We start from the raw sequence: 21,352 nt of genomic DNA on the forward strand, positions 1-21,352 counted from the left end.
AAATAAAAATATTATTAGCTGCATTGTATATCTTGCCATTTTTGACGGAAATGAAAAGTAGCGGACACCATGCACACAGGAATACTAAGGTCTCTTGCAATAAATTCTACCCGCTTAAGAATCATTTTAATTTCACCGCAAAACAATCAACTATGCTTATGAGTGCAACCCATTAACCTAAATAAGAATCCTGTGGCAGCTCATGACAAACCTGTTAGATTAAACACATAATGGCAAGGCAATATTCCATTATCGGCTGTGGCATGATCAATCCGCTTGGCATAGGTGCACCTGCGGTGAGTGCCGCCGTCCGCGCAGGTATTTGTCAATATCAGGAAACCGATATTCTATCTAAAGATTACCAGCCATTTAAAATGGCCCTTGTGCCTCCCGAGTGCCTGGCTGCATTAACCGGATCAGGCAACCAGGGAAAATCGGCTTATTACCGGCAGCTGATCCAACTGGCCTGTGTTGCTATTTTCCAGGTTCATAGCCAGCTGGATTGTGTCCGACCTTTGCCGCTGATGCTGGCGCTGCCCTCAGAGCACAATATGGCCGCTGACCTTGATGGTAATGCCTTACTGTTAGATATCGCCCGGGAGTGTGCAGACATCATAGACTTTGGCGCCAGCCGATGTTTTCGTCTTGGCAGGGCCGGAGGGATTGCCGCTTTTCAGGCGGGTCAGGCAATGATAGAGTCGGGCGCGTCTGACACTGTACTTATCGGCGGCGTAGATTCTTATCTAGATTTAATGCAACTGGGTTTACTTGATCAGCAACAAAGGCTACTGACCGCTAGCAGCATGGACGGTTTTGTTCCCGGTGAAGGGGCGGCATTTTTTGCTTTAAGCCAGGTTCAAAACAATAAAATCACCTTGGGTCCGCCGGGATTTGCGGATGAACCCGGCCATATCTACAGCGAAGAAGTTTGCCTGGGGGATGGCCTGAGCAGCGCTATACGAACGGCCCTGGCGGGAATAAAGCAACCGGTAAAAACGGTTTTCTCCAGCTTTAACGGCGAACACGCCAATGGTAAAGAATGGGGTATCGCCTTAAGCCGCAACAGCCCAAATATAGATGAAAACTTTACCATGATACATCCGGCTGACAGTTACGGCGATCTGGGAGCGGCCACCGTGCCTACCCTGATGATATTGGCCTACCTCGGATTACTGAGAGGCCATTATGACTCCCCCCTAATGCTCTGGAGTGCTTCCGATTTTGCTGAACGTGGTGCCATCTTGATGGCAATAAAGGATGACCCGCCCGGCACCGGCAGCAATAACTCAAGCAATAAAACGGTGTAATCATCACCTCTTCTCTGGCCTGCTACGGTTTCGAAACTTAATTAGCGGGAAATAGAGAGTATCAAGCTGCTAACACCGTCATTTTACTTGTTAGCGCCCCCATATAAAATTTGAGCGGGCCGTCTAGCTGCTCAATCGTTAATTGTCCTGGTTCACTGCAACAATGCATAGCTAGGGCATAACCGTGCAAGTAATCCACCAACAGATCCTGTGCATCCTTCATATCCTGCTCATTAAGGGCAAGCGGTTTTAATGCGAGCGAAAAACGTTTGCTAAATACCTGGGCTGGTCCTATGGTTGTCATGGATAACATGGTCTCCATCAAGCCGGCATGGTCGCTAAGAAGCGCCAGATAACTCTTGCACAATAACGTCAATTCTTCTTGCCAGTCAGCAGAGCCCTTGGGTTCATAGATATCTTCAATCAGAGAAACCGTTATCGCTTCAAGCAAACTCGCCTTGTTCGAAAAGTAGTAGTAGATTGCCATCGCATCAATATTCAGTGAAGATGCTAACTGTCTGATACTTGGAGTTTTACCGTTTTTCAGCATCAGAGATTTAGCTTGCGTTATGATACTCTCCCTGCTCAACCCCCCCCCTTTTCCGGCAGGCCGTCCCCGCTTCTTGTCCTTGACATTCATTTCATCACCTCGTTAAACTAGATATTCTACACTGTAGAATATTATATGAAATCCCTATTTTTGCCAAGTGAAAAAGAGACAGCAGGAGTTACTATGTCAAACATCGTCTATATCGCCACCAGCCTTGATGGTTATATCGCAGATAAAAACAATCAGATCGACTGGTTGCATGAGATCCCCAACCCTGAAGGTGATGATCTGGGTTTTAATGATTTTATCGACAATATTGATGCCCTGGTTATGGGCCGCAATACCCTTGAGGCGGTGCTAAGTTTTGATTGTGACTGGCCCTATAGCAAACCCGTTTTTGTCCTTAGCAATACTATGACTGAAGTACCGTCGGGCTATGAAGAGAAAGTCTTCTTAGTGAAAGGAGAATTAAAAGGGATTGTCAAGGATTTGAACGAACAGGGATTTAACAAGCTGTATATAGACGGTGGCGTAACCATTCAGAACTTCCTGAAGCAGGATATGATAGATGAACTGATTATCACCACTATCCCTGTGCTTCTTGGCGGCGGTATTCCGTTGTTTGCCGACCTGGCTTCTCCGCTAAAGTTTACACATGTGAAGGCACAAAGGTATTTAAATTGCCTGGTGCAAAACCATTTTATTAGACAAAAATAAAAAGAAGTTTCAAAGTCACATTTGAATCCAAAGGCAATAATAAGCCAATAAAATCATCATGAATTGAAATTTCAGATAGAAAAAAGGGATCCATAAGATCCCTTTTTAGATATCCGCCTCTCTTAAATGAGAAAGCAATCAACTATGGATAGCACTATAACAATAATACTCTCCACGGCTGATTAAATATCTTTCACACCCATGTTGTATAAGGTGAAGCCGAAAATATCAGCATATTGGTCAATGGTTTTGCTGATAGGCGTACCGGCGCCGTGTCCTGCATCGGTTTCGATACGGATCAACGTCGGGTTGCTCCCTGCCTGTTTCGCCTGCAATTCGGCGGCAAACTTAAACGAATGCGCCGGAACAACACGGTCGTCGTGATCGCCTGTGGTCACTAAGGTAGCAGGATATTGGGTACCGGCTTTAACATTGTGTACCGGAGAATAACCCAACAAGTATTCAAACATTTCTTTGTTATCATCAGACTTACCGTAGTCGTAGGCCCAACCTGCGCCCGAGGTAAAGGTGTGGTAACGCAGCATGTCCAATACGCCTACTGCCGGCAGCGCCACTTTAAATAACTCGGGGCGTTGTGTCATCACTGCACCCACTAACAGGCCGCCGTTAGAGCCGCCCATTACCGCCAGTTTTTCCGATGAGGTAATGTTTTTCTCGATCAAATAATCTGCCGCGGCAATAAAATCATCAAAGACATTTTGTTTTTGCAGCTTAGTACCGGCATTATGCCATTTCTTACCATACTCTCCGCCGCCGCGTAAGTTGGCAACGGCATAAACGCCGCCAAGTTCAAGCCAGGCGGCACGGGTTGAGCTAAAGCTAGGCTGCAGGCTGACATTGAAACCGCCGTAACCATATAAAATGGTCGGGTTGCTGCCGTCTAATTTAATGCCTTTTTTATGGGTGATGATCATCGGCACCTTAGTGCCGTCTTTTGAGGTATAAAAAACTTGTTTCGATTCAAAGTTATCGCTGTTGAAATTCACTTTTGATTTTAAGTGAACAGCAGACTCACCCGAGGCAACATCCAGGCTGAAAATAGTGCTGGGTGTTTTTTGGTTACTAAAGGAATAATAAATTTTATCCTGAGTCTTTTTACCGTCAAATCCCCTGGCGCTGCCAACTTCAGGTAAGGCGATATCTCGTATTTTCTTACCTTCAAGATCATACTGCTGAATAAAAGAGGTGGCATCTTTCATGTATTTAGCAAATAAATAGCCGCCACCGGTAGATACAGACAAGACATTTTCCGTCTCAGGAATAACGTCTACCCAGTTTTCAGGCGCCGGATTAAGGGCATTCACTTTAACCACACGTTTATTGGCGGCATTCATGTTGGTGATCAGTAATAACTCGTCACCGTTACTGCTGACAAAGTCAGTGTCGGAATTGGTGTTATCCACCACAGGAATCAGTTTAGCGTTCGCTTTGGTTAAGTCTTTAATAAAAACCTTGTTGCCGGAAGTTGAAACTGATGCCGAAACTAACAGGTATTTACCGTCTTTGGTGACCTTACCGCCGACATAACGGTGTTTTTCGGCTGCAGTGCCGCCAAAAACAACCACATCTTGCGACTGGGGTGTGCCTAACTTATGGTAATACAACTTGTGCTGGTCGGTTTTTGCCGACAGCTCACTGCCTTCGGGCTTGTCGTAACTTGAATAATAAAAACCTTCGTTACCGACCCAGGATATGCCGCTGAATTTAATATCAACCAACTCAGTTTCAATCACTTCTTTGGTTTCGGTATTCACCACCCGAGCTTTACGCCAGTCGCTGCCGCCTTCGGAGATCAGATAAACCGCAAGCGAGCCGTCTTCGCTAAATTCAATATCCGCCAGGGAAACGGTACCGTCTTCACTAAAGGCATTGGGATCAAGAAAAACTTCCGCTTCCATGCCCTCTTTTTCGCGATACAAAACATATTGATTCTGCAGGCCATCATTTTTAAAGAAGTAGTTGTAATCCCCTTCAATGAACGGCATGCCTACTTTTTCATAATCCAATAAAGCAGACAAGCGGGTTTTAATTTTGTCGCGGTAAGGAATATTATTGAGGTAACTAAAGGTGGTTTTGTTTTGCGCCTTCACCCAGTCAGCGGTTTCCGCACTCATGTCGTCTTCCAACCAGCGGTAGGAATCAACCACTTTAGTGCCGAAGTACTCATCAACCACATCGACTTTTTTCGTCACCGGGTAGGTAATATTTTGACTTGAATGAGATGCTTTAGCGATAGATGTTTCTGAGGCGCTTGGAGAGTTTGACTGGCTGCAGCCAGCCAGAGACAAGGCGAGTGCTACCGCCGAGCTTAAAATCAAGTGTTTACTTTTCATATGTTACCAAAAGGTTAGTTTTGTATTGCGCCCCATGATATTGGACTATCGAAATGATGTCCACAAGAGTCGGAGAAAATGACCGGTAGCAGGATTTTATTCGCTAACGAGCCGGGAAACCCCGACAATCCTTGTGCAGCAGCCCGCTATCATGCATTATATAGCGCTACCAGGCTGATTATTTCAGACCATATCAACAAGTTAACCAGTTAATGAAAAGTAAATTAATGCACCTGCTCCAGGCAAGCTGTTTGTTGTTGCTAACCTTTGTCAGCAATTTAGCAGCGGCAGAGGTTATTCATGTTGCCGCAGCATCGAATTTTACCGCCCCCATGAAGCAAATCGTCAAGGAGTTTGAGCAGATATCCGGCCATAAGGTCAGGCTCGCTTTTGGCGCTTCCGGCAAGTTTTTTGCCCAAATCCAACACGGCGCCCCTTTTCAGGTGCTGCTGTCGGCTGACCAGGCCAAACCTCTGGCGCTGGAACAGGCGGGTTACACAGTGCCGAAAAGCCGGTTCACCTATGCCATCGGCACCCTGGCCCTGTGGTCCGTCAAACCGAACTTTAAGGTTGAAGACGCAAGCGTGCTCAGCCAGGGCGCTTATAATAAACTGGCGCTGGCCAATCCCAAACTGGCCCCTTACGGCCTTGCCGCTGTTGAAGTCCTGGAAAAGTTATCGTTAAAGGAAGCCACCCGGAGCAAGTGGGTGCAGGGAGAAAATATCGCGCAAACCTACCAGTTTACCGGCACAGGCAATGCGGATCTCGGTTTTGTTTCCCTGTCGCAAATTATAGTTAACGGCCAGATCAAACAAGGCTCTGCCTGGATCATTCCTGATCATTTTCATCGTCCTATCCGCCAGGATGCGGTGTTGCTTAAACGGGGGGAAAACAGCGAAGCGGCACAAGCCTTGCTCCGTTTTATCAAAAGTGAGCAAGCCAAAAAGATTATCATGGCCTACGGCTATCACCCCCCGGCTCTGGAAAGAAAAGCGGAGATAAAATCATGATTTTTACCGAAGCGGATATGGGCGCCATCTACCTGACCTTACGCCTGGCAACCACCGTAACACTATTATTGCTGCTCATCGGCACCCCTATCGCCTGGTGGCTGGCCCGAACCAAATCCTGGTGGAAAGGCCCGGTAGGGGCCATCGTCGCCCTGCCGCTGGTGCTGCCACCTACGGTTTTAGGGTTTTATTTATTGCTGGCCATGGGCCCCAACGGAGTGATCGGCCAATTTACTCAGAGCCTGGGACTGGGCACCCTGCCCTTTACCTTTTGGGGACTGGTGATAGGCTCGATATTTTATTCGATGCCGTTTGTAGTACAGCCGATTCAAAATGCCATCGAAGCCATCGGCGAGCGTCCGCTTGAAGCCGCCGCCACCCTAAGGGCGGGACCATGGGATACTTTTTTCACTGTGGTCCTGCCGCTGGCCAAACCCGGCTTTATTACCGCCGCCATACTCGGCTTCGCCCATACCGTGGGAGAATTTGGCGTGGTGCTGATGATAGGCGGCAATATTCCCGGCGAAACCCGGGTGGTATCGGTGCAAATTTATGATCATGTCGAAGCGCTGGAATATGCCCAGGCCCATGCCCTGGCCGCCGGCATGGTAGTGTTTTCCTTTATCGTCTTGCTCGGGCTTTATGGCTTTCAGCGTAAACAGGCGAGCTTAGGCATGAAATATGGTGGCTGATCTTGACTAATACCTTAACTAACGCCTTAACCGATAACACCATAGCAGCCAGCTTCCGACTCGCTTACCCGGGAGACAAAGCCGATGGTTTTTCACTGGATGTCGATGTGACCGTGCCCGGTAATGGCATTACCGCCATTTTTGGCCATTCAGGTTCGGGAAAAACCACTTTCCTGCGCTGTGTCGCGGGATTAGAAACGGCGGATTCGGGCGAGTTAACCGTAAAAGGAGATATCTGGCAAAGCGCATCCCACTGTAAACCCACCCATAAACGCCCTTTAGGTTATGTTTTCCAGGAATCGAGCCTGTTTCCGCATCTCACGGCAAAGGCCAACCTGGATTATGCCATCAAACGTTCCGGCGTCCCTTTTTCGCAGGACTTATATGAACGGGTATTGAGCGTGATGGCCATCGCTCCTGTCTTACCACGTTATCCCGCCCAACTTTCCGGCGGTGAGCGACAACGGGTGGCAATCGCCCGCGCCCTGTTGATCCAGCCGAAATTATTGCTGATGGACGAACCCCTGGCCTCCCTGGACAGCGCCCGCAAACAGGAAATATTGCCCTACCTGGAGCGGCTAAGAGCAAGCTTCGACATTCCCATTTTTTATGTCAGCCATTCCATGGATGAGGTTGCCCATTTGGCGGACCATATCCTGGTACTGGAACAGGGAAAACTGGTGGCCCAGGGCAACCTGACCGAGGTACTGTCCCGCATCGATTTACCCCTGAAATTTGGTGAAGAAACCGGAGTCATTATCACCGGAGAAGTAGCCGAGCGGGATAACCAGTGGCACCTGGTGCGAATCGCCTTTGACGGTGGCGAACTCTGGGTACGCGACGGCGGTGATGCCCTGAAACAATCCGTCCGGGTACGGGTACTTGCCCGGGATGTCAGCCTGGCTTTAGCCTCACATGACGATACCAGTATCGTCAACCGCTTAGCGGTAGAAGTAGTAGAGATCTCCCAAGACCAGGATGAAGCCATGGCGCTGGTGCGGTTAAAATGCGGTGCCGAATACTTTATTGCCAGGTTAACGCAAAAATCTGTCCACCAGTTACAACTAGAGCCCGGCAAGCATGCCTGGGCACAGATTAAGTCGGTAGCTGTTGTTCGCTAATAAACGGGAAAAATAACCTGGTAATTTTTCCATGGTAAAGACAGTGATAAAACTCAATAAAAGTCGTATCAGCAAGGAGAGACAGCTTGTGGCCCAAGCTCGCCTTGCTCTTAATTCCTGATACATGCGCTCATATTTGGCTGGTAGCCTGTTTGATGTTTCGCAAACCAATTGCCTTTCTTCCGGTGACATCAGGCTCCCCTCTTGAAGCGTTGAACCTCCTCCCTTGTGTTGGTAATCTATTGTTGCCAAACGAATACACACCAACAGAAGGAAAGGTAATGAGTATTGATTTAGAAAAATTCGAAAAACCTGCCGTAGCTATTCTTAACCACTTAGCCAGCAAATTTCCTGTGCAACAAGAAATACATTTTGTTGATATATTCCCAGATGTTGACGGCACAGCCGAAGAGCAAGGTGAGCACACGGGCGCCATAGCGCTACTAATGCAAGAAGGATATATTTTTAACAGCCCTAAAGGCTCAGCAGCTTTTGCCTTAACCGCTGAAGGTGCTGACTTATTTAAAGTCAGCTTAAAAAAATCCCTTAAGCGGAAAATCAGTCCTAAGCCTGTAAGCTCTGACTTATAAAACCAAGCTCGAGCGGCTACCTTGGTAGTCGCAGCGCCCCCAGTAACAACTTCAACCTTAAAAACCTCTTTAACATGCTCTGCCTGGATCACCCTCCTTTGATTTGGATGCAACACCAGCTCCCCTCCCTGGTAACAAATTGAATCCCTTACCTCCGGCTGATAGACTAACTTTGCTTAATAAACCATCTAACAACCAGAGGAAGGAATAATTAATGAGTGAAGCAGCCTTAGAAGAAAAAGTAGAGCGACTTGAAAAACGGGTTGAAGAGCTGGAAAGTTTACTGACCCAAACAGTCGAGGACCTGGCAGCCAATAACGACCACACAAATAAATTAGCGGAAATATTGATAGAGTTTGCAGAAAAATATTTTGAGCATGAAACTGAAGGGTTGGCGGACGAGCAAACGCCTTCTGATGGTAATTGATAGCCTTGTAGAAGACGACAATTTATTTTTAGACTCTGACTCTGTTGTGATTGCTCAAAAGTAGATGCAATTTAAGGGGCTTGATGTGCCTTATTGTCGGCAAAAACCACATTAATAATAATGAAAAATACAGTATTTGATTTGGGATGTTAATGTAAGCAATTGATTTGTATGGCATGCATGATTTTCAACCTGTTTCCAGTTCACCGCCGGGTATAAGGAAACATATTTAATGCTGCGGTTGTCATAATTTCCGGCAGCAATTAACCCCTTACCTTTGTCGCCGGTTAAAAGCTGCCAATGAACCGACAGAAAAAATCAGCGTACAGATCGCCAATACATTTTTAATCATTTTACGTCCTTGAGTTAAATCATGATACGAACCAGGTATCGCGAGCGAGTCTAACAAAGCCTTTTAAATGAGTATATAAGGGATGCTTCCCCTTTAATTTTTGGCCTGATTTTTTATATTCCCCCCTGCCGGCAAACACCAAGCAGTAACACAAATAACAATATTAGAGGAAATACAATGTAGGAAAATCTCAGCCTATTGATAAAAAATATTACCGGTTATGACCTCATCCACTATGCTGATATAAGTAGGTAAAAATTGAAAAAGCTTCGTTTTTAACTTTGCCAAAAAAGGATATTTCACATGAAATGGATGCACACTCTGTTTATTATTTTCTTTACTCTTGTGTGTTTTATCGGCAGCAATGCCGCCGCAGATTCGTCCCCGCGAAAGGCAGAAAGAAAACGCGCCCAGCAACAACAGGTAAAACAAGTAAAATCCCCTTTTGAAAATGAAATTGGCGGCAACTGGGGCATAGCACTTCTTGTCGGCGCCGGCGTATACCTGGCGGCGCAGCACATCAATAAAAAATAACCTCAAGTCATAGACTCACTTGCAATAGCAGAAGCAATCCCCCGTGCCTCTGCCGATGTACTGCGTGCAATATTTTATTCCTCAAACACTTACATTAAGATACCATCTATAAAACAGGCATAATTTACCGCAACGGGCAAGGCAGCATATGCCTTAAAGCAAGGCATCACATAATAAAAATCTAAGGGGAGCAGCATTGAAAAAAGGGCAAGTAAGCTGGATCACCGGAGCTTCATCCGGCATAGGAGAGGCAGTTGCGCAATTGCTGGCAACTGACGGCCATAAACTCATTCTTTCTGCCCGGCGCAGGGACGAACTCGACCGGGTCAAAGCTTTATGCTTGCAGGCGGGTGCCAGTGATGAAGATGTTTATGTGCTGGTCCTGGATATGACCGACTTTGATGTCATGGCGCAAAAAGTACAAGAAGCACAAAGTCAGTTTGGCCGGATAGATTTTTTGTTCAACAATGCCGGTATTTCCCAACGGTCCCTGTGTGTGGACTCCGAACTGCACACCTACAGAACCTTATTCGAAGTAGACGTTTTCGGGCAAATTGCCCTGACCAAGTTAGTCCTGCCAATCATGCTGGCACAAGGCAGCGGCCACCTCTCGGTAACCGCTTCGGTGGCAGGCAAAGTCGGTGTGCCCTATCGCACCGGCTATTGCGCCGCCAAACATGCCATGATGGGCTTTTTTGATGCTCTCAGGGCGGAAGTGGCCCGGGAAAACATCTATGTTTCTACTGTGACTCCCGGTTTTATCCGCACCAATATTTCCAACAAGGCGTTAAACGGCGACGGCTCTGAATTTGGCAAAATGGATCAGGATATCCAGGCGGGTATGGATGTCCATCAAGCCGCGAGCAAAATAGTGAAAGGCTGGAAAAAAGGCAAGCCGGAAATTGCCGTAGGCAAAGGCATGGAAATGCACGCTTTATGGATCAAACGTTTTTTTCCAAAGCTGTTGCAGAAGATTGTTGCCCGAAAAGCGGCCCCGGTTTAGTCGCTCTATTGGCTAAGACCTTTATGGGCAAGCTGAGCTGATAAAACAGGCATAGCCTTGCCAGCTCAACTTGTTCACCGGTCAGTGCTTAAAGCAGCGCTGACCGGGGCAAATGACTAGTAAGTTACTTTCGCGTCATAGCTTACGTGGAAACCAGAGCCTATGATACCAACAACGGCTTTGCTGGCGCCTTCCGGCACTATGATTTCACACACGTCGGTCAAATCGTCTGCCAGCATAGATTTACAGCTGTAGTTGTTATACCAGGGCTGTGAATCAAATTGCACATAAACATCGGTTTCACTGTGGTCGTCGCCGATAATAGGGGTCACTTCAACTTTAAAACCTCTGCCCGGAGTAACTGGAAACTCTTTGTAAACCCATTCGGTATTGCCAATCGGCCCGGCGAAGGTTTCTACCTTTGGGGCTTCATGGGTAATGGTTAAATCGTGATAGGCGAAGAAACTAAAACCACTGATGCCAACATGGGCGGTTGAAACCCCTAACGGCACCGTTAACTCGCAAACTTCCTGTGCATAATAATCGTTCGATGCATGTGACGGAGAACAAACAAACTTGCTGCCAAAAATAGCAGGCGCCGAGTCCCAGTTGACATACATGGAAACTTCACTTTCACCGTCTAAATCTTTAGCGGCATCAGGTGTCATCACTACTTTGAACGTTGAGCCCGGGCTTACGGCAAAGCCGCCGTACTGCTGCATACCCCAGTTAGGAGCATGCTGGTCGGTAAAGTTAAGCGTCTGCACCGTTCCGGCTTGAGCGAAAGTGCTACAGGCAATAACCGCAGTAACTAAATTGAACTTAACCAGGGCACGAGTGATGGCATTTTTTGTAATAGTTTTCATCGTATCTTCCTTATTTATTAACGATTCTTGATTTTCCCAACCGGCAGGCCGTTATCAGCAGCACAGCCGATCAACAAATGAGTTGACATAAACCTTTGTCATTTAAAAACAATAACGATTGATATTGACGCCTGTGCCGGCAATAACATTAGCGACACGGGTAAAGTGAAAACTAAACCGGGGAATATAGGTAATTTTGAAAAATTTCTTTTATTGAACATTCAACATCATCCTGAAATACGCCGTCGATCTATTTCGACTCTTCAATCGATTTAAAAAGACCCAGAGGCCTCAGGATTAATTTCAAATAATTTTAAATTGATTTTAACTTTTTTTTAACCTTTTGAATTTGCGGTGAAATAAATGTTAAAAAAATTAACTTTTATCGTGATATTTTTGTGAGAAATTTATGTTAGCAGCAATTTTGAATAGGGAAACATTAAGATATTTATCCAGGTTATCGGACAATTTGTGTTGTTTTGGTGAAATTAACGTAAGGCGGCTAAGTCGACATGTAATTGACGGCACAACGCAGCCACCTGGCTGGTGGTTTCGTCAAAAGCTATCCCCAGACGTATTTTCGTTTGTTGTTTACGCTGATTTCTGACCTCCCCCGCCAGCATGCCGACACTATGTTGTTGATCTCCCAGGTTCACCATAAGTTTTCTATGATGTACATCTTTGACTTTTGCGGGCATATCAAAGACAAAACAGCAGCCGCCTAATGAAATATCCTGTATGCAACCATTGATCACAGGGACCTGCTCGAAGCCGGTATTTTCAATCATGGCGCTGATGCAAGTTGCCGCCCTTGGATGTTTTCTTAACTGACAGGTTTCTATATGTTTGGGGAAGCTTAATACCAGAAATTCATGGGGGTAAGAAACCAGGGATTCTACCGGACAGGAAAAGGCCAGGCATAACCCGCCATCGAGCAAGGCACGGATCACCACTTCATATCCGCTCACCATCAAGGTATTGTGGTATTTATCTTTAGCCCCGGCAGGTAAAGTGATCAACAAATAACTGCCCATTTCATAACCGATCAACTGGCTGGAGAAACGTATGGTTTGCGCCGCATTTACCTGCACAGTCAAAGAACAACCGGGAGACATTTTGTTAAATACTGCAAACTTGTGATTATCAATACTGGGAATTTTAATCGCCGCCATCATTACCTCTTGCTACAACAAAACAGCACCGGTACATCAATTCGGCAACTGTTTTAAACATATGACTGTCCCGGGCTAAATGTTAAACACGGGTCATAAAACCGGAGCAGGAGTCAAAATACCGTGCTTAGCCGCTTTGCCTGTGTTTCTTTAGGGACAAAATGGATAGTGCAATATTTTGACCAAAAATCATTCAATCAAGAGAAGGAGTGGCTTAACAGCTAAATAAAAAGAAAAAAAGCGATTGTTTAATTGACCTTAGCCAATAAAAAAATCCAGGCCATTACAGAAAATGACTTAAAACAGCCGATAAAATTTTGACAGGGGCCGCAACAGCCCCCGCCGGAAATGGCGACCCGGTGCCTGGAGACTTTCCTAAACCGGGTTATTGCAATAAAGCCAACGGATATTAAAACGGCGCAGGGTAACGTTTCAATACCTGGTCAATATCGTGAAGGATTTCAGCGGATAAAGGCTCACCGAATGCGGCAATATTTTCTTGTAGCTGGGGTATGCTGGTCGCTCCGATAATGGTAGAAGTTACCCCGTTAACCTGATCAACCCAGCCAAGGGCAAGTTTCGCCGGTGAAATACCATGCTGTTTGGCCAGCTCGACAAAAGCGGTTACCGCTTCATTGGCTATCGGCGTATCCCTGAACAGGCCGTGACGCTGCATAAAAGTAAAGCGTGTGCCGGCAGGACGGGCGCCATTAAGGTATTTCCCCGTTAACAACCCGGTTGCCAGCGGCGACCAGGGCAAATAAGCGACATCTTCATGTGCGCAATTTTCAATTAAATAAGGCCAGTCTTTATGGTGCAGTAGGCTAAATTCGTTTTGCACCGACACCATGCGCGGCAAGTTATGCAGCTCACTTAATTTCAGGTATTGATTCAACCCCCAGGGGGTATCGTCGGATAAGCCGCAATAGCGGATCTTGCCCGCTTTTATACAGGCATCTAAGCCCTGTAGAATATCCAGCATATTCTGGCGTTGCGCCTCAACATCAAATTCACTGTAGTGAGTATTATTCGGCCAGTGCTTGCCAAAATGCGGGGTGGGATAATTAGGCCAGTGCAACTGGTATAAATCGATATAGTCGGTTTGCAGGCGTTTTAACGAGGTTTCCACCGCCTGAATAACCGATTTGCCGGTTATCGCCTTACCTTCCCTGATATAAGAGAACCCCGGCCCGGCAATTTTTGATGCCAAAACAATGTCTTTGCGCTTTTGCGGATTGACTTTTAGCCAGTTGCCGATATAGGTCTCGGTTTTGCCATAGGTGTCTTTTTTCGGGGGAATGGCGTACATTTCTGCGGTATCAATAAAATTAATCCCCTGCGCCAGGGCATAATCGAGCTGATCGTTGGCATCCTGCTGACTATTTTGTACGCCCCAGGTCATAGTCCCCAGGCAAATGCGGGAGACTGTTAACGGGCTGCTGCCTAACTGAAGGTATTTCATAAAACTCCTGAACTTAAAGTGGTTATCCTTACCCGGCGCTCCTTTACCCGAAGCAAAGAATAAAACAAGGTAAATGGCTTATATTACTGGCAAATCACCTCAATAATATAAGCCAGCTTATTGATTAAGGAAACCGTGTCTTTGTGCAAATCGTTATTGGGCTAATGCCTGGCAATAATTGCTATTTTGTCGGTGAATTAGCGCGTACACTGTCCCTTAGTGTTACTCTCAATGACCCTAGCGGTATTACCGCTTTTTACAGGCAAAAAATAAGGAAAAATATGCAGTCAGATCCCTCAGCAACAATATCAGCCCCCGCTGATGTCCAAACGGGTAAGCAAGGTAAAAAACTTACGATATTGTTAGAGCTTCTTCAGTTTATCCGCCCCTACAAAGCACGGGGCCTTGCCGCCATTATTGTGCTTATTTTTACCGCCGCCGTGATGTTATCTGTGGGCCAGGGGGTGAGAATGTTAATTGACCAGGGGTTTGTCCAGCAATCGCTGGAGCAGCTGAAAAATGCCGTGTTCTTTATCCTTGGCATCACGGTCCTGATTGCCGCAGGCACCTTTGCCCGCTTCTACCTGGTGTCCTGGATAGGGGAGCGGGTCAGTGCCGATATCCGCCTGGCGGTGTTTAACCATGTGATCACCCTGCACCCCAGTTACTTTGAAACCAGCGGCAGCGGCGATATCATGTCGCGCATCACCACAGACACCACGCTGCTGCAAAGTATTATCGGCTCTTCTTTTTCCATGGCGCTGCGCAGTGCGCTGATGTTTTTAGGCGCCCTGGTGATGTTATTTGCCACCAATATTAAATTGACGTTGATTGTGTTGACCTCAGTGCCTTTTATCCTGGTGCCTATCCTCTTTTATGGCCGCAAGGTGAGAAAGCTCTCCAGAAAAAGCCAGGACTCCATGGCCGATGTCGGCAGTTATGCCGGGGAAGCAATAGAGCATATTAAAACGGTGCAAAGTTATACCCGGGAGCCGGAAGAAAAAGTCTCTTTTTCAGGTGAAGTTGAAAAAACCTTCCAAATCGGCCGTCGCCGCATTCAGCAACGCGCCACTTTAATTGCCGGTGTGATCGTCATCGTTTTTGGCGCCATTACCGGCATGTTATGGGTGGGCGGCAGTGATGTGATCTCAGGCAAGATGAGCGGCGGCGATCTCGGCGCTTTTGTTTTTTATGCCATTTTAGTCGCCTCTTCCCTTGCCACCATTTCCGAAGTACTGGGAGAGCTGCAACGTGCGGCGGGAGCAACGGAAAGACTGATAGAGATTTTACAGGTTGAAAGCCATATATTGCCGCCGGTAAAAAATGCCGTTTCTGCCGCGAGTCTGCCGGCAGAAATAAGTTTTAAAAATGTCACCTTCAACTACCCTTCCCGGCCGGATCTCCCGGCGACCGATGCACTGACACTCAGCGCTGAACAAGGAAAAGTGCTGGCCCTTGTAGGACCTTCCGGCGCCGGTAAAACCACCTTATTTGAATTGTTGCAACGCTTCTATGATCCCCAGTCCGGTACCATTACCCTGGGAGGCACGGATATCCGCCAGCTCGATCCCAAAGACTTACGCCAGCAAATGGCGCTGGTACCGCAACAACCGGCGCTTTTTAGCAGCGATGTCTTTCACAACATTCGTTACGGCAAACCGGACGCCAGCGACGAAGAGGTGATCGAGGCGGCGAAAAAAGCCCATGCCCACGAATTTATCATCACCCTGCCCGACGGCTACAACAGTTTTCTCGGCGAGAAGGGGGTCAGGCTTTCCGGCGGCCAGCGCCAGCGTATCGCCATTGCCCGGGCAATATTAAAAGATCCACATATTCTGTTACTGGACGAAGCAACCAGTGCCCTGGACAGTGAAAGTGAGCATCATGTACAGCAGGCGCTGGAAGAATTGATGCGTGGCCGCACGACCTTGATCATCGCCCATAGGTTATCCACCATTCAACATGCTGATCAAATAGCAGTGCTGGATCAGGGCAAACTGATTGAAATGGGAGATCACAAATCGCTGATGGCAAGCTGCGAGCTTTATCAGCGCCTGGTGGAGTTGCAGTTCAAGCATCTTCAACCACATTAAAGCCGGCAGAGAAATCCACCGGCCGGGGAGCGTCAGATTTGGCGACCTCCCCCTGAATCCCTTAAAAATTCACCAAATAAAAGTACATCGGCCAGGCCGTTCAGCAGCCAGGTTCATTTGACATAACAACAAAAACTACTAGCCTTACAATACGTTAGTATTGAATTGTCTTATTTGGATAGGGATATTGAATCTTGTCCTGCTCAAGCCCTCATCTTGCAGTTATTGGCAATTTATCACCCCAATAACAATAAGATGAGGCCAATATGTTATTTGCAACCAACCGCACCCCAAAAGAATCCGTCAGAAGCAAGAAAAACAGAAAAATTTCCTTTCCGGTACAAAAAACCAGGGCGGCAACAGACATGTATTTTTGTGAGCGCCAAGGTGAAGATGATTATATTGAAATAGGCAGCCTGGAGTTTTTTTCCCGGTTAAAAGCCCTGCCGCCCAAAACCCAGATTTTACTCTATATTCATGGTTTCAATAATACCGCAGAGCCGGATATATTTCCCAATGCAACAACGCTGCAAACACTAATCAATAAAGAAAAAGGTGCCGACTTTGCTTATGTGGTGCCGTTAATGTGGCCCTGTGATGATGACTCTCTTGCCGCATTTATTGATGATTACTGGGACGATCAAAAAGCCGCCGATGCCAGTGGCGGCGCTTTTGCCAGAATGCTGACCAAATTTGATATCTGGCGTAATAAAGAAGCTTCATTACCCAAGCCCTGTGCCCGCAGGATCAATATTTTAGCGCATTCCATGGGGGCAAGGGTACTAAGAAACGCCGTCGCCTTTTGGGGCCGTCACGACCATGCCGGGCAAGTGCCCGAGCTGTTCCGCAATATCTTTATGTTTGCGCCGGATGTAGTGAACCATTGCCTGGAGCCGGGACAAAACGCCGAATTAATTCCTAATACCGCACGCAATACCCTGGTTTATTTTGCCAATGACGATCTGGCCATGCCTGCCAGCAAAATAGCCAATTTAAAAAACAAGGTGGTTTCGCGCCGACTCGGTATGACAGGCCCGGAAGATTTAGACCTTTTACCCCGAAATGTCTATGAAGTTGACTGTGATAATTTTAACAACAGCGTTGATACCCCTAAGGGGCATACCTACTTTTTGGATAAAAATGGTAACGGCAAAGCCACCCCGGCACTTAAACATATGCTGGAGGCCATGGATGGCGGCAGAGTCAAACCGGACCAGCGCAGTTATGAATTACCCAAACGTTAACCGGGACTCACTGACGCGCAGCACTGTATTTGCGGTCGCAAACATCCGGGAGCAGATTTATTCTTGTTGTCGGGAAAGCTCCGTTTTCTCGGCACAGATTTGAGCGTATAGTTAAACGGCTCGGCGCTGTCTGAGCCCCGGAATGATTTTTCACCTAACAGGTATCCACCGCTAATTGCCTGCTGTGACAGCTTTCCGCTACCCTCTAGCGAAGCCGATCCCCGGATTGTCTGACCTGGCTTTTTTTGGCTTGGGCAATCCCTGTTTGGAAAACCAACCGGTACCGTGGGCATCTCCCGCCTTGTCGGTGACCGCTACCTCAATGGCGTTCCAATCACGCATATCTCCGTCAATTTCAATGCTGTAGCCAGGGTTGGGAAAAATCACTAAAGCGGCACCGGCAAACGCATAAAAGCCAGCGTTTTTTTCTGCGTTTTCGCTCCCCTGAAGCAAGTGAAAAAGTGTTACAAGCGCCTTCCCTGCCGGGTAAATAGTTTGAAAAGTCATAAGTCCCTCATGCCAGATCAAAATTAACATTAGCAGCTAAGCCGGTGTTATTAAAGTGCTTGTCGTTATCGTGTTATCCGGTGCCGTAACGTGCTTTTGCTATAGTGAAAATCTTCACTATAATTGCTTTAAATTCAAGGATGTTTACACCTACTAAATATTAGGGAGAACACCATGTCATATCGTTTACAAGGCAGTCTGCTCGAAGTTTGTACCTGTAAAATCCTCTGCCCCTGCTGGGTGGGAGAAGACCCCGATTTTGTTGATTGTAAATCCGCCATGGCCTGGAATTTTCAGCATGGCACCATTGACGGCGTTGACGTAAGAGGCTTAACCATAGCTTTAGCGGTCTTTATTCCGGGAAATGTGCTCGACGGCAATTGGCGGGTTACTATGTTCATTGATGAAAATGCCACGGACGAGCAGGCAGCTGCTATCCAGGGGGTTTATTCCGGCGCTAAAGGCGGGCCGGTAAAAGAACTTGTGCAACTGGTGGGAGAAGTTACCTCTGTAGAACGGGTGCCTATTTTGTTTAAGGTAAATGAAGGCAAAGGCATATTGAAGGTAGCCGATGTCGCCTATGCCGAGCTTGAGCCGTATAGAAGCGCAACCGGAGAGGTCACCACGCTGTCCAACAGTATTTTCTCCACGGTACCGGGGGCTCCCGCCTATGTCGGCAAAGCAAGCAAGTTTACCCTTAAAAGCGAGCCCTTAAATGTCGATATTGATATTGAGGGATTCAACTCCATTCAAAGTGACTTTTTGTTCGAACATACAGGTTGTGATAGTTAAATAATGTTTACCTTAAGTCTTTTGCCGAGGGCAAAATTATTGACGATATAAATGTTCGCCCGTCACGCAACCTGATAACCATTGTTCTGGGCAGCATAGTAGTGCTGTCCTGGATAGTATTATGGTATCTGGAGCAGTCGCCATACGGCTTTTTATTTCACAACCATGGCGGCGACGCACACGCTCACCACGGCCATGTACCGGCCTGGCTCTCGTCAGTTGCCTTTTTAGCGGGTTGGTTGTTAATGACAATTGCCATGATGCTGCCGACCACAGTGCCGCTGATCAACCTGTTTCGCCGCATGACGGCTTCGCGCAAACAAAGCCGTTATTTGCTGTTGCTACTGTTAAGTGGTTATCTGCTAGCCTGGCTCGGTTTTGGTGTATTAGCACTGGCGCTTATCTGGGGGCTTGAACAAATTCCCGGTGGCAGACAAATGCAACAAACCTGGGGGTGGAGTGCAGGACTTTTCCTGTTGGCCGGTGCTTTTCAATTTTCAAAAGTCAAATATGCCTGCCTGGACATGTGCCGTACGCCCCTGGGTTTTCTGATGAGCCACTGGCACGGCAAAAATGACCGGCGTGAGGCATTTAACATCGGCTGGCAGCATGGTCTGTTTTGTGTCGGTTGCTGTTGGGCGCTGATGTTGCTGATGTTTGCGGTTTCCGCAGCAAACCTTAGCTGGATGTTGCTGCTGGCTTTTATTATGGCGATAGAAAAAAATGCCGCTTGGGGGCAAAAGCTGGGCCGGCCGCTGGGATTGTTGTTGATCGTCACCGCTATCGGCATCAGTTTATATCACTTAACCGGCTAAGCTGCCTTTTGTTTTAACTGGCGTGTTAAGCTCCCCTTTAAAACACCCTAAACATTTTATTTTGTTGATAATATGTATCTTGTTAGAGACATTTTCTTGCTATTTTAGGTTATGGCTAAGGCACACTGGCTTTTATGAACACCAATACTTTTAAAATTACCGCCTGTACCGGCTTTGCACTTTTTGCCTTTGCCGGAAATTCGGTTTTGTGCCGGTTGGCGCTGGGAGACAGCGCGATAGATGCCGCCAGCTTCACCGCCATTCGCTTATTCTCCGGTATTATTATGCTCGGGGTTATACTGCTGGCAACAAAAAGCAATCAAACACCGCCAGCCAAAGGCAGCTGGTCGGCTGCTTTTATGTTATTCCTTTATGCGGTCACTTTTTCATTTGCCTATATTTCATTGGACACAGGCACAGGTGCCCTGATCCTTTTCGGTGCCGTTCAGCTGACCATGATCATGGCCAGTTTGCTTTCAGGCATCAAGCTTCACGCAACAGAATGGCTGGGCACCTTGATCGCCTTTTCCGGCTTTGTCTATTTAGTGCAACCTAGTCTGAGCACCCCGTCTTTTACCGGCTTTGTCCTGATGACCATTGCCGGTATTGCCTGGGGCGTATATACCCTTAAAGGCCGGGGGTCGAACAGCCCGCTTGCCGACACCAGCTATAACTTTTTACGCACCTTGCCTTTTCTTCTGCTCTTGGTATTGCCGATGCTTTACAACAGTCATCTGTCACGGGACGGAATTTTACTGGCGGTGTTGTCGGGAGCAATTGCCTCGGGCATTGGATATGCCGTCTGGTATATAGCACTGAGGGGACTCAGTGTGATACAAGCCGCCGTTGTTCAACTACTGGTGCCTATTATTGCAGCTTTAGGCGGGGTAATATTTGCCAATGAAGTCATTTCATTGCAGTTGATGCTCTCATCCCTGATGGTGCTTGGCGGCATACTGATAGTACTCCTTGGCCGATATTATGTGAATGGGCTCGCTGCAAATAAAACATCGTAAACTCATCAGCGCCCATAGAAAAAGCAAAGAATAACAAATTAAAGTTTTTCCTATAGCAGCCAGGCCATTTAACCTTTTACGGAAACAAATCCCCGGCGACCCCACCGCCTTGTATCTGCAAATCAGCACAACTACAATTTGGATTACTACATCGTTTTTGCAACAACATCTGCAAAAATAATCCCATCATCCTATGAGTGAATTTCGACAATGATTGAACTTAAGATACAAGCGGTTGGTGCCGGCCTGGGAGTGGAATTGCCACAAGAAGTACTCGATCAGCTACAGGCCAGTAAGGGAGAAACCATTTTTTTGGAATATATGTGTGACGGCAGCTATCAGCTGGTCAAACATGATGAAGAGCTGGCTGAGCGAATCAGCCTGATCGACGGCCAGATGCATGAGGAAGATGCCTGACAACCTGGTCGGCTTTAGCACGCGTTACTGCCAAAATGCCAGAGACATTGTTATCAATTATGGCGTAAATATAAAGCAAAACATTTACGCCCTCACTCAACTTCTGCCAGGACGCAGCGCTGTAATTATTAGCCATTGCTCACCATGAAAATAGCCGTTCAGGTACAGGTTATTAACCATAGCCAAACAGCCTAAGGCGGTCCCCATAACTACCTTATGAATGACAAAAAGGGCATGCTTGAGATGGTCACTCCGCAAAGGCATCGTAATGTGCCATGATTGAAAAAGTTATCAAGCAAGATCAATCAAAT

At 47.0% G+C, this 21,352-nt stretch carries 21 protein-coding genes; 15 read left to right on the top strand and 6 right to left on the bottom strand.

Features of this window, described 5'->3' with window-relative positions:
- The first annotated feature begins 230 nt into the window (after nucleotides 1-230).
- Nucleotides 231-1,307, top strand: a complete 1,077-nt coding sequence (locus QL234_RS25910) for a beta-ketoacyl synthase N-terminal-like domain-containing protein (RefSeq protein WP_281560660.1) — start codon at nucleotides 231-233, stop codon at nucleotides 1,305-1,307.
- Between the two features lie 61 nt (nucleotides 1,308-1,368).
- Here the strand turns inward: QL234_RS25910 and QL234_RS25915 are convergent, their stop codons facing one another.
- Nucleotides 1,369-1,947, bottom strand: a complete 579-nt coding sequence (locus QL234_RS25915; protein ID WP_281560661.1) for a TetR/AcrR family transcriptional regulator — start codon at nucleotides 1,945-1,947, stop codon at nucleotides 1,369-1,371.
- 93 nt (nucleotides 1,948-2,040) lie between these two features.
- Between QL234_RS25915 and QL234_RS25920 the strand changes: the two genes are divergently transcribed.
- On the top strand, nucleotides 2,041-2,574 hold the full coding sequence (locus QL234_RS25920; RefSeq protein WP_281560662.1) for a dihydrofolate reductase family protein: 534 nt from the start codon (nucleotides 2,041-2,043) through the stop codon (nucleotides 2,572-2,574).
- A gap of 182 nt (nucleotides 2,575-2,756) precedes the next feature.
- Here the strand turns inward: QL234_RS25920 and QL234_RS25925 are convergent, their stop codons facing one another.
- Nucleotides 2,757-4,928, bottom strand: a complete 2,172-nt coding sequence (locus tag QL234_RS25925; RefSeq protein WP_281560663.1) for a prolyl oligopeptidase family serine peptidase — start codon at nucleotides 4,926-4,928, stop codon at nucleotides 2,757-2,759.
- Nucleotides 4,929-5,140: 212 nt separating this feature from the next.
- On the opposite strand from QL234_RS25925, the gene modA reads away from it, so the two are divergent.
- The 7 genes from modA to QL234_RS25960 all read left to right on the top strand — a co-directional run bounded on the left by modA (nucleotide 5,141) and on the right by QL234_RS25960 (nucleotide 10,657).
- Nucleotides 5,141-5,938, top strand: coding sequence for a molybdate ABC transporter substrate-binding protein (gene modA, locus QL234_RS25930; protein ID WP_281560664.1), 798 nt, complete (start codon nucleotides 5,141-5,143; stop codon nucleotides 5,936-5,938).
- Nucleotides 5,935-6,630, top strand: a complete 696-nt coding sequence (gene modB, locus QL234_RS25935; protein WP_281560665.1) for a molybdate ABC transporter permease subunit — start codon at nucleotides 5,935-5,937, stop codon at nucleotides 6,628-6,630. Before modA ends, modB begins: the two co-directional genes overlap by 4 nt.
- A 2-nt stretch (nucleotides 6,631-6,632) precedes the next feature.
- Nucleotides 6,633-7,751 carry a molybdenum ABC transporter ATP-binding protein gene (gene modC / locus QL234_RS25940; RefSeq protein ID WP_281560666.1) on the top strand — a complete coding sequence of 373 codons (1,119 nt, stop codon included), beginning with the start codon at nucleotides 6,633-6,635 and terminating at the stop codon, nucleotides 7,749-7,751.
- A gap of 86 nt (nucleotides 7,752-7,837) precedes the next feature.
- A complete protein-coding gene (locus QL234_RS25945) occupies nucleotides 7,838-8,341 on the top strand; it encodes a hypothetical protein (protein ID WP_281560667.1) in 504 nt (167 codons plus the stop codon).
- Nucleotides 8,342-8,555: 214 nt separating this feature from the next.
- Complete coding sequence (locus QL234_RS25950) at nucleotides 8,556-8,768, top strand: hypothetical protein (protein WP_281560668.1); 213 nt, start codon at nucleotides 8,556-8,558, stop codon at nucleotides 8,766-8,768.
- Between the two features lie 655 nt (nucleotides 8,769-9,423).
- Nucleotides 9,424-9,654 carry a hypothetical protein gene (locus QL234_RS25955; RefSeq protein WP_281560669.1) on the top strand — a complete coding sequence of 77 codons (231 nt, stop codon included), beginning with the start codon at nucleotides 9,424-9,426 and terminating at the stop codon, nucleotides 9,652-9,654.
- 196 nt (nucleotides 9,655-9,850) lie between these two features.
- Nucleotides 9,851-10,657: an SDR family oxidoreductase gene (locus QL234_RS25960; protein ID WP_281560670.1), complete on the top strand. Its 807-nt coding sequence runs from the start codon at nucleotides 9,851-9,853 to the stop codon at nucleotides 10,655-10,657.
- 116 nt (nucleotides 10,658-10,773) lie between these two features.
- Here the strand turns inward: QL234_RS25960 and QL234_RS25965 are convergent, their stop codons facing one another.
- The 3 genes from QL234_RS25965 to QL234_RS25975 all read right to left on the bottom strand — a co-directional run bounded on the left by QL234_RS25965 (nucleotide 10,774) and on the right by QL234_RS25975 (nucleotide 14,157).
- Nucleotides 10,774-11,523 (bottom strand): hypothetical protein, encoded by a 750-nt coding sequence (locus tag QL234_RS25965; protein WP_281560671.1) that lies wholly within the window; start codon nucleotides 11,521-11,523, stop codon nucleotides 10,774-10,776.
- A gap of 488 nt (nucleotides 11,524-12,011) precedes the next feature.
- Complete coding sequence (locus QL234_RS25970) at nucleotides 12,012-12,698, bottom strand: PilZ domain-containing protein (RefSeq protein ID WP_281560672.1); 687 nt, start codon at nucleotides 12,696-12,698, stop codon at nucleotides 12,012-12,014.
- Between the two features lie 406 nt (nucleotides 12,699-13,104).
- A complete protein-coding gene (locus QL234_RS25975) occupies nucleotides 13,105-14,157 on the bottom strand; it encodes an aldo/keto reductase (protein ID WP_281560673.1) in 1,053 nt (350 codons plus the stop codon).
- Between the two features lie 281 nt (nucleotides 14,158-14,438).
- On the opposite strand from QL234_RS25975, the gene QL234_RS25980 reads away from it, so the two are divergent.
- Both QL234_RS25980 and QL234_RS25985 read left to right on the top strand, forming a co-directional pair.
- Nucleotides 14,439-16,250: an ABC transporter ATP-binding protein/permease gene (locus QL234_RS25980; protein ID WP_281560674.1), complete on the top strand. Its 1,812-nt coding sequence runs from the start codon at nucleotides 14,439-14,441 to the stop codon at nucleotides 16,248-16,250.
- Nucleotides 16,251-16,516: 266 nt separating this feature from the next.
- Nucleotides 16,517-17,494 carry an alpha/beta hydrolase gene (locus QL234_RS25985; protein WP_281560675.1) on the top strand — a complete coding sequence of 326 codons (978 nt, stop codon included), beginning with the start codon at nucleotides 16,517-16,519 and terminating at the stop codon, nucleotides 17,492-17,494.
- A gap of 198 nt (nucleotides 17,495-17,692) precedes the next feature.
- Here QL234_RS25985 and QL234_RS25990 read toward each other — a convergent pair whose 3' ends face one another.
- Nucleotides 17,693-18,001, bottom strand: a complete 309-nt coding sequence (locus QL234_RS25990) for a hypothetical protein (protein WP_281560676.1) — start codon at nucleotides 17,999-18,001, stop codon at nucleotides 17,693-17,695.
- A 174-nt stretch (nucleotides 18,002-18,175) separates the two neighbouring features.
- Here QL234_RS25990 and QL234_RS25995 point away from each other — a divergent pair, with 174 nt between their 5' ends.
- From QL234_RS25995 to QL234_RS26010, 4 genes are all read left to right on the top strand, one after another.
- Nucleotides 18,176-18,793, top strand: a complete 618-nt coding sequence (locus QL234_RS25995; protein WP_281560677.1) for a DUF1326 domain-containing protein — start codon at nucleotides 18,176-18,178, stop codon at nucleotides 18,791-18,793.
- 101 nt (nucleotides 18,794-18,894) lie between these two features.
- On the top strand, nucleotides 18,895-19,608 hold the full coding sequence (locus QL234_RS26000) for a DUF2182 domain-containing protein (RefSeq protein WP_281560678.1): 714 nt from the start codon (nucleotides 18,895-18,897) through the stop codon (nucleotides 19,606-19,608).
- Between the two features lie 134 nt (nucleotides 19,609-19,742).
- Nucleotides 19,743-20,624 (top strand): DMT family transporter, encoded by an 882-nt coding sequence (locus QL234_RS26005; RefSeq protein ID WP_281560679.1) that lies wholly within the window; start codon nucleotides 19,743-19,745, stop codon nucleotides 20,622-20,624.
- A gap of 210 nt (nucleotides 20,625-20,834) precedes the next feature.
- On the top strand, nucleotides 20,835-21,041 hold the full coding sequence (locus QL234_RS26010) for a hypothetical protein (RefSeq protein ID WP_044831129.1): 207 nt from the start codon (nucleotides 20,835-20,837) through the stop codon (nucleotides 21,039-21,041).
- Nucleotides 21,042-21,352: the final 311 nt, after the last annotated feature.

It is taken from the genome of Thalassomonas sp. RHCl1, assembly GCF_947387555.1.
Classification (GTDB): domain Bacteria; phylum Pseudomonadota; class Gammaproteobacteria; order Enterobacterales; family Alteromonadaceae; genus Thalassomonas.

Excerpts from the sequence above, each read along its gene's own strand:
- modB (WP_281560665.1), top strand. The coding sequence starts at position 5,935 with ATGATTTTTACCGAAGCGGATATGGGCGCCATCTACCTGACCTTACGC.
- QL234_RS25995 (WP_281560677.1), top strand. The coding sequence starts at position 18,176 with ATGTCATATCGTTTACAAGGCAGTCTGCTCGAAGTTTGTACCTGTAAA.
- QL234_RS25990 (WP_281560676.1), bottom strand. The coding sequence starts at position 18,001 with ATGACTTTTCAAACTATTTACCCGGCAGGGAAGGCGCTTGTAACACTT.
- QL234_RS25950 (WP_281560668.1), top strand. The coding sequence starts at position 8,556 with ATGAGTGAAGCAGCCTTAGAAGAAAAAGTAGAGCGACTTGAAAAACGG.
- QL234_RS25980 (WP_281560674.1), top strand. The coding sequence starts at position 14,439 with ATGCAGTCAGATCCCTCAGCAACAATATCAGCCCCCGCTGATGTCCAA.
- QL234_RS25925 (WP_281560663.1), bottom strand. The coding sequence starts at position 4,928 with ATGAAAAGTAAACACTTGATTTTAAGCTCGGCGGTAGCACTCGCCTTG.
- QL234_RS26005 (WP_281560679.1), top strand. The coding sequence starts at position 19,743 with ATGAACACCAATACTTTTAAAATTACCGCCTGTACCGGCTTTGCACTT.
- QL234_RS25920 (WP_281560662.1), top strand. The coding sequence starts at position 2,041 with ATGTCAAACATCGTCTATATCGCCACCAGCCTTGATGGTTATATCGCA.
- QL234_RS25965 (WP_281560671.1), bottom strand. The coding sequence starts at position 11,523 with ATGAAAACTATTACAAAAAATGCCATCACTCGTGCCCTGGTTAAGTTC.
- QL234_RS25915 (WP_281560661.1), bottom strand. The coding sequence starts at position 1,947 with ATGAATGTCAAGGACAAGAAGCGGGGACGGCCTGCCGGAAAAGGGGGG.
- QL234_RS26010 (WP_044831129.1), top strand. The coding sequence starts at position 20,835 with ATGATTGAACTTAAGATACAAGCGGTTGGTGCCGGCCTGGGAGTGGAA.
- QL234_RS25970 (WP_281560672.1), bottom strand. The coding sequence starts at position 12,698 with ATGATGGCGGCGATTAAAATTCCCAGTATTGATAATCACAAGTTTGCA.
- modA (WP_281560664.1), top strand. The coding sequence starts at position 5,141 with ATGAAAAGTAAATTAATGCACCTGCTCCAGGCAAGCTGTTTGTTGTTG.
- QL234_RS25975 (WP_281560673.1), bottom strand. The coding sequence starts at position 14,157 with ATGAAATACCTTCAGTTAGGCAGCAGCCCGTTAACAGTCTCCCGCATT.
- QL234_RS25985 (WP_281560675.1), top strand. The coding sequence starts at position 16,517 with ATGTTATTTGCAACCAACCGCACCCCAAAAGAATCCGTCAGAAGCAAG.
- QL234_RS25910 (WP_281560660.1), top strand. The coding sequence starts at position 231 with ATGGCAAGGCAATATTCCATTATCGGCTGTGGCATGATCAATCCGCTT.
- QL234_RS25955 (WP_281560669.1), top strand. The coding sequence starts at position 9,424 with ATGAAATGGATGCACACTCTGTTTATTATTTTCTTTACTCTTGTGTGT.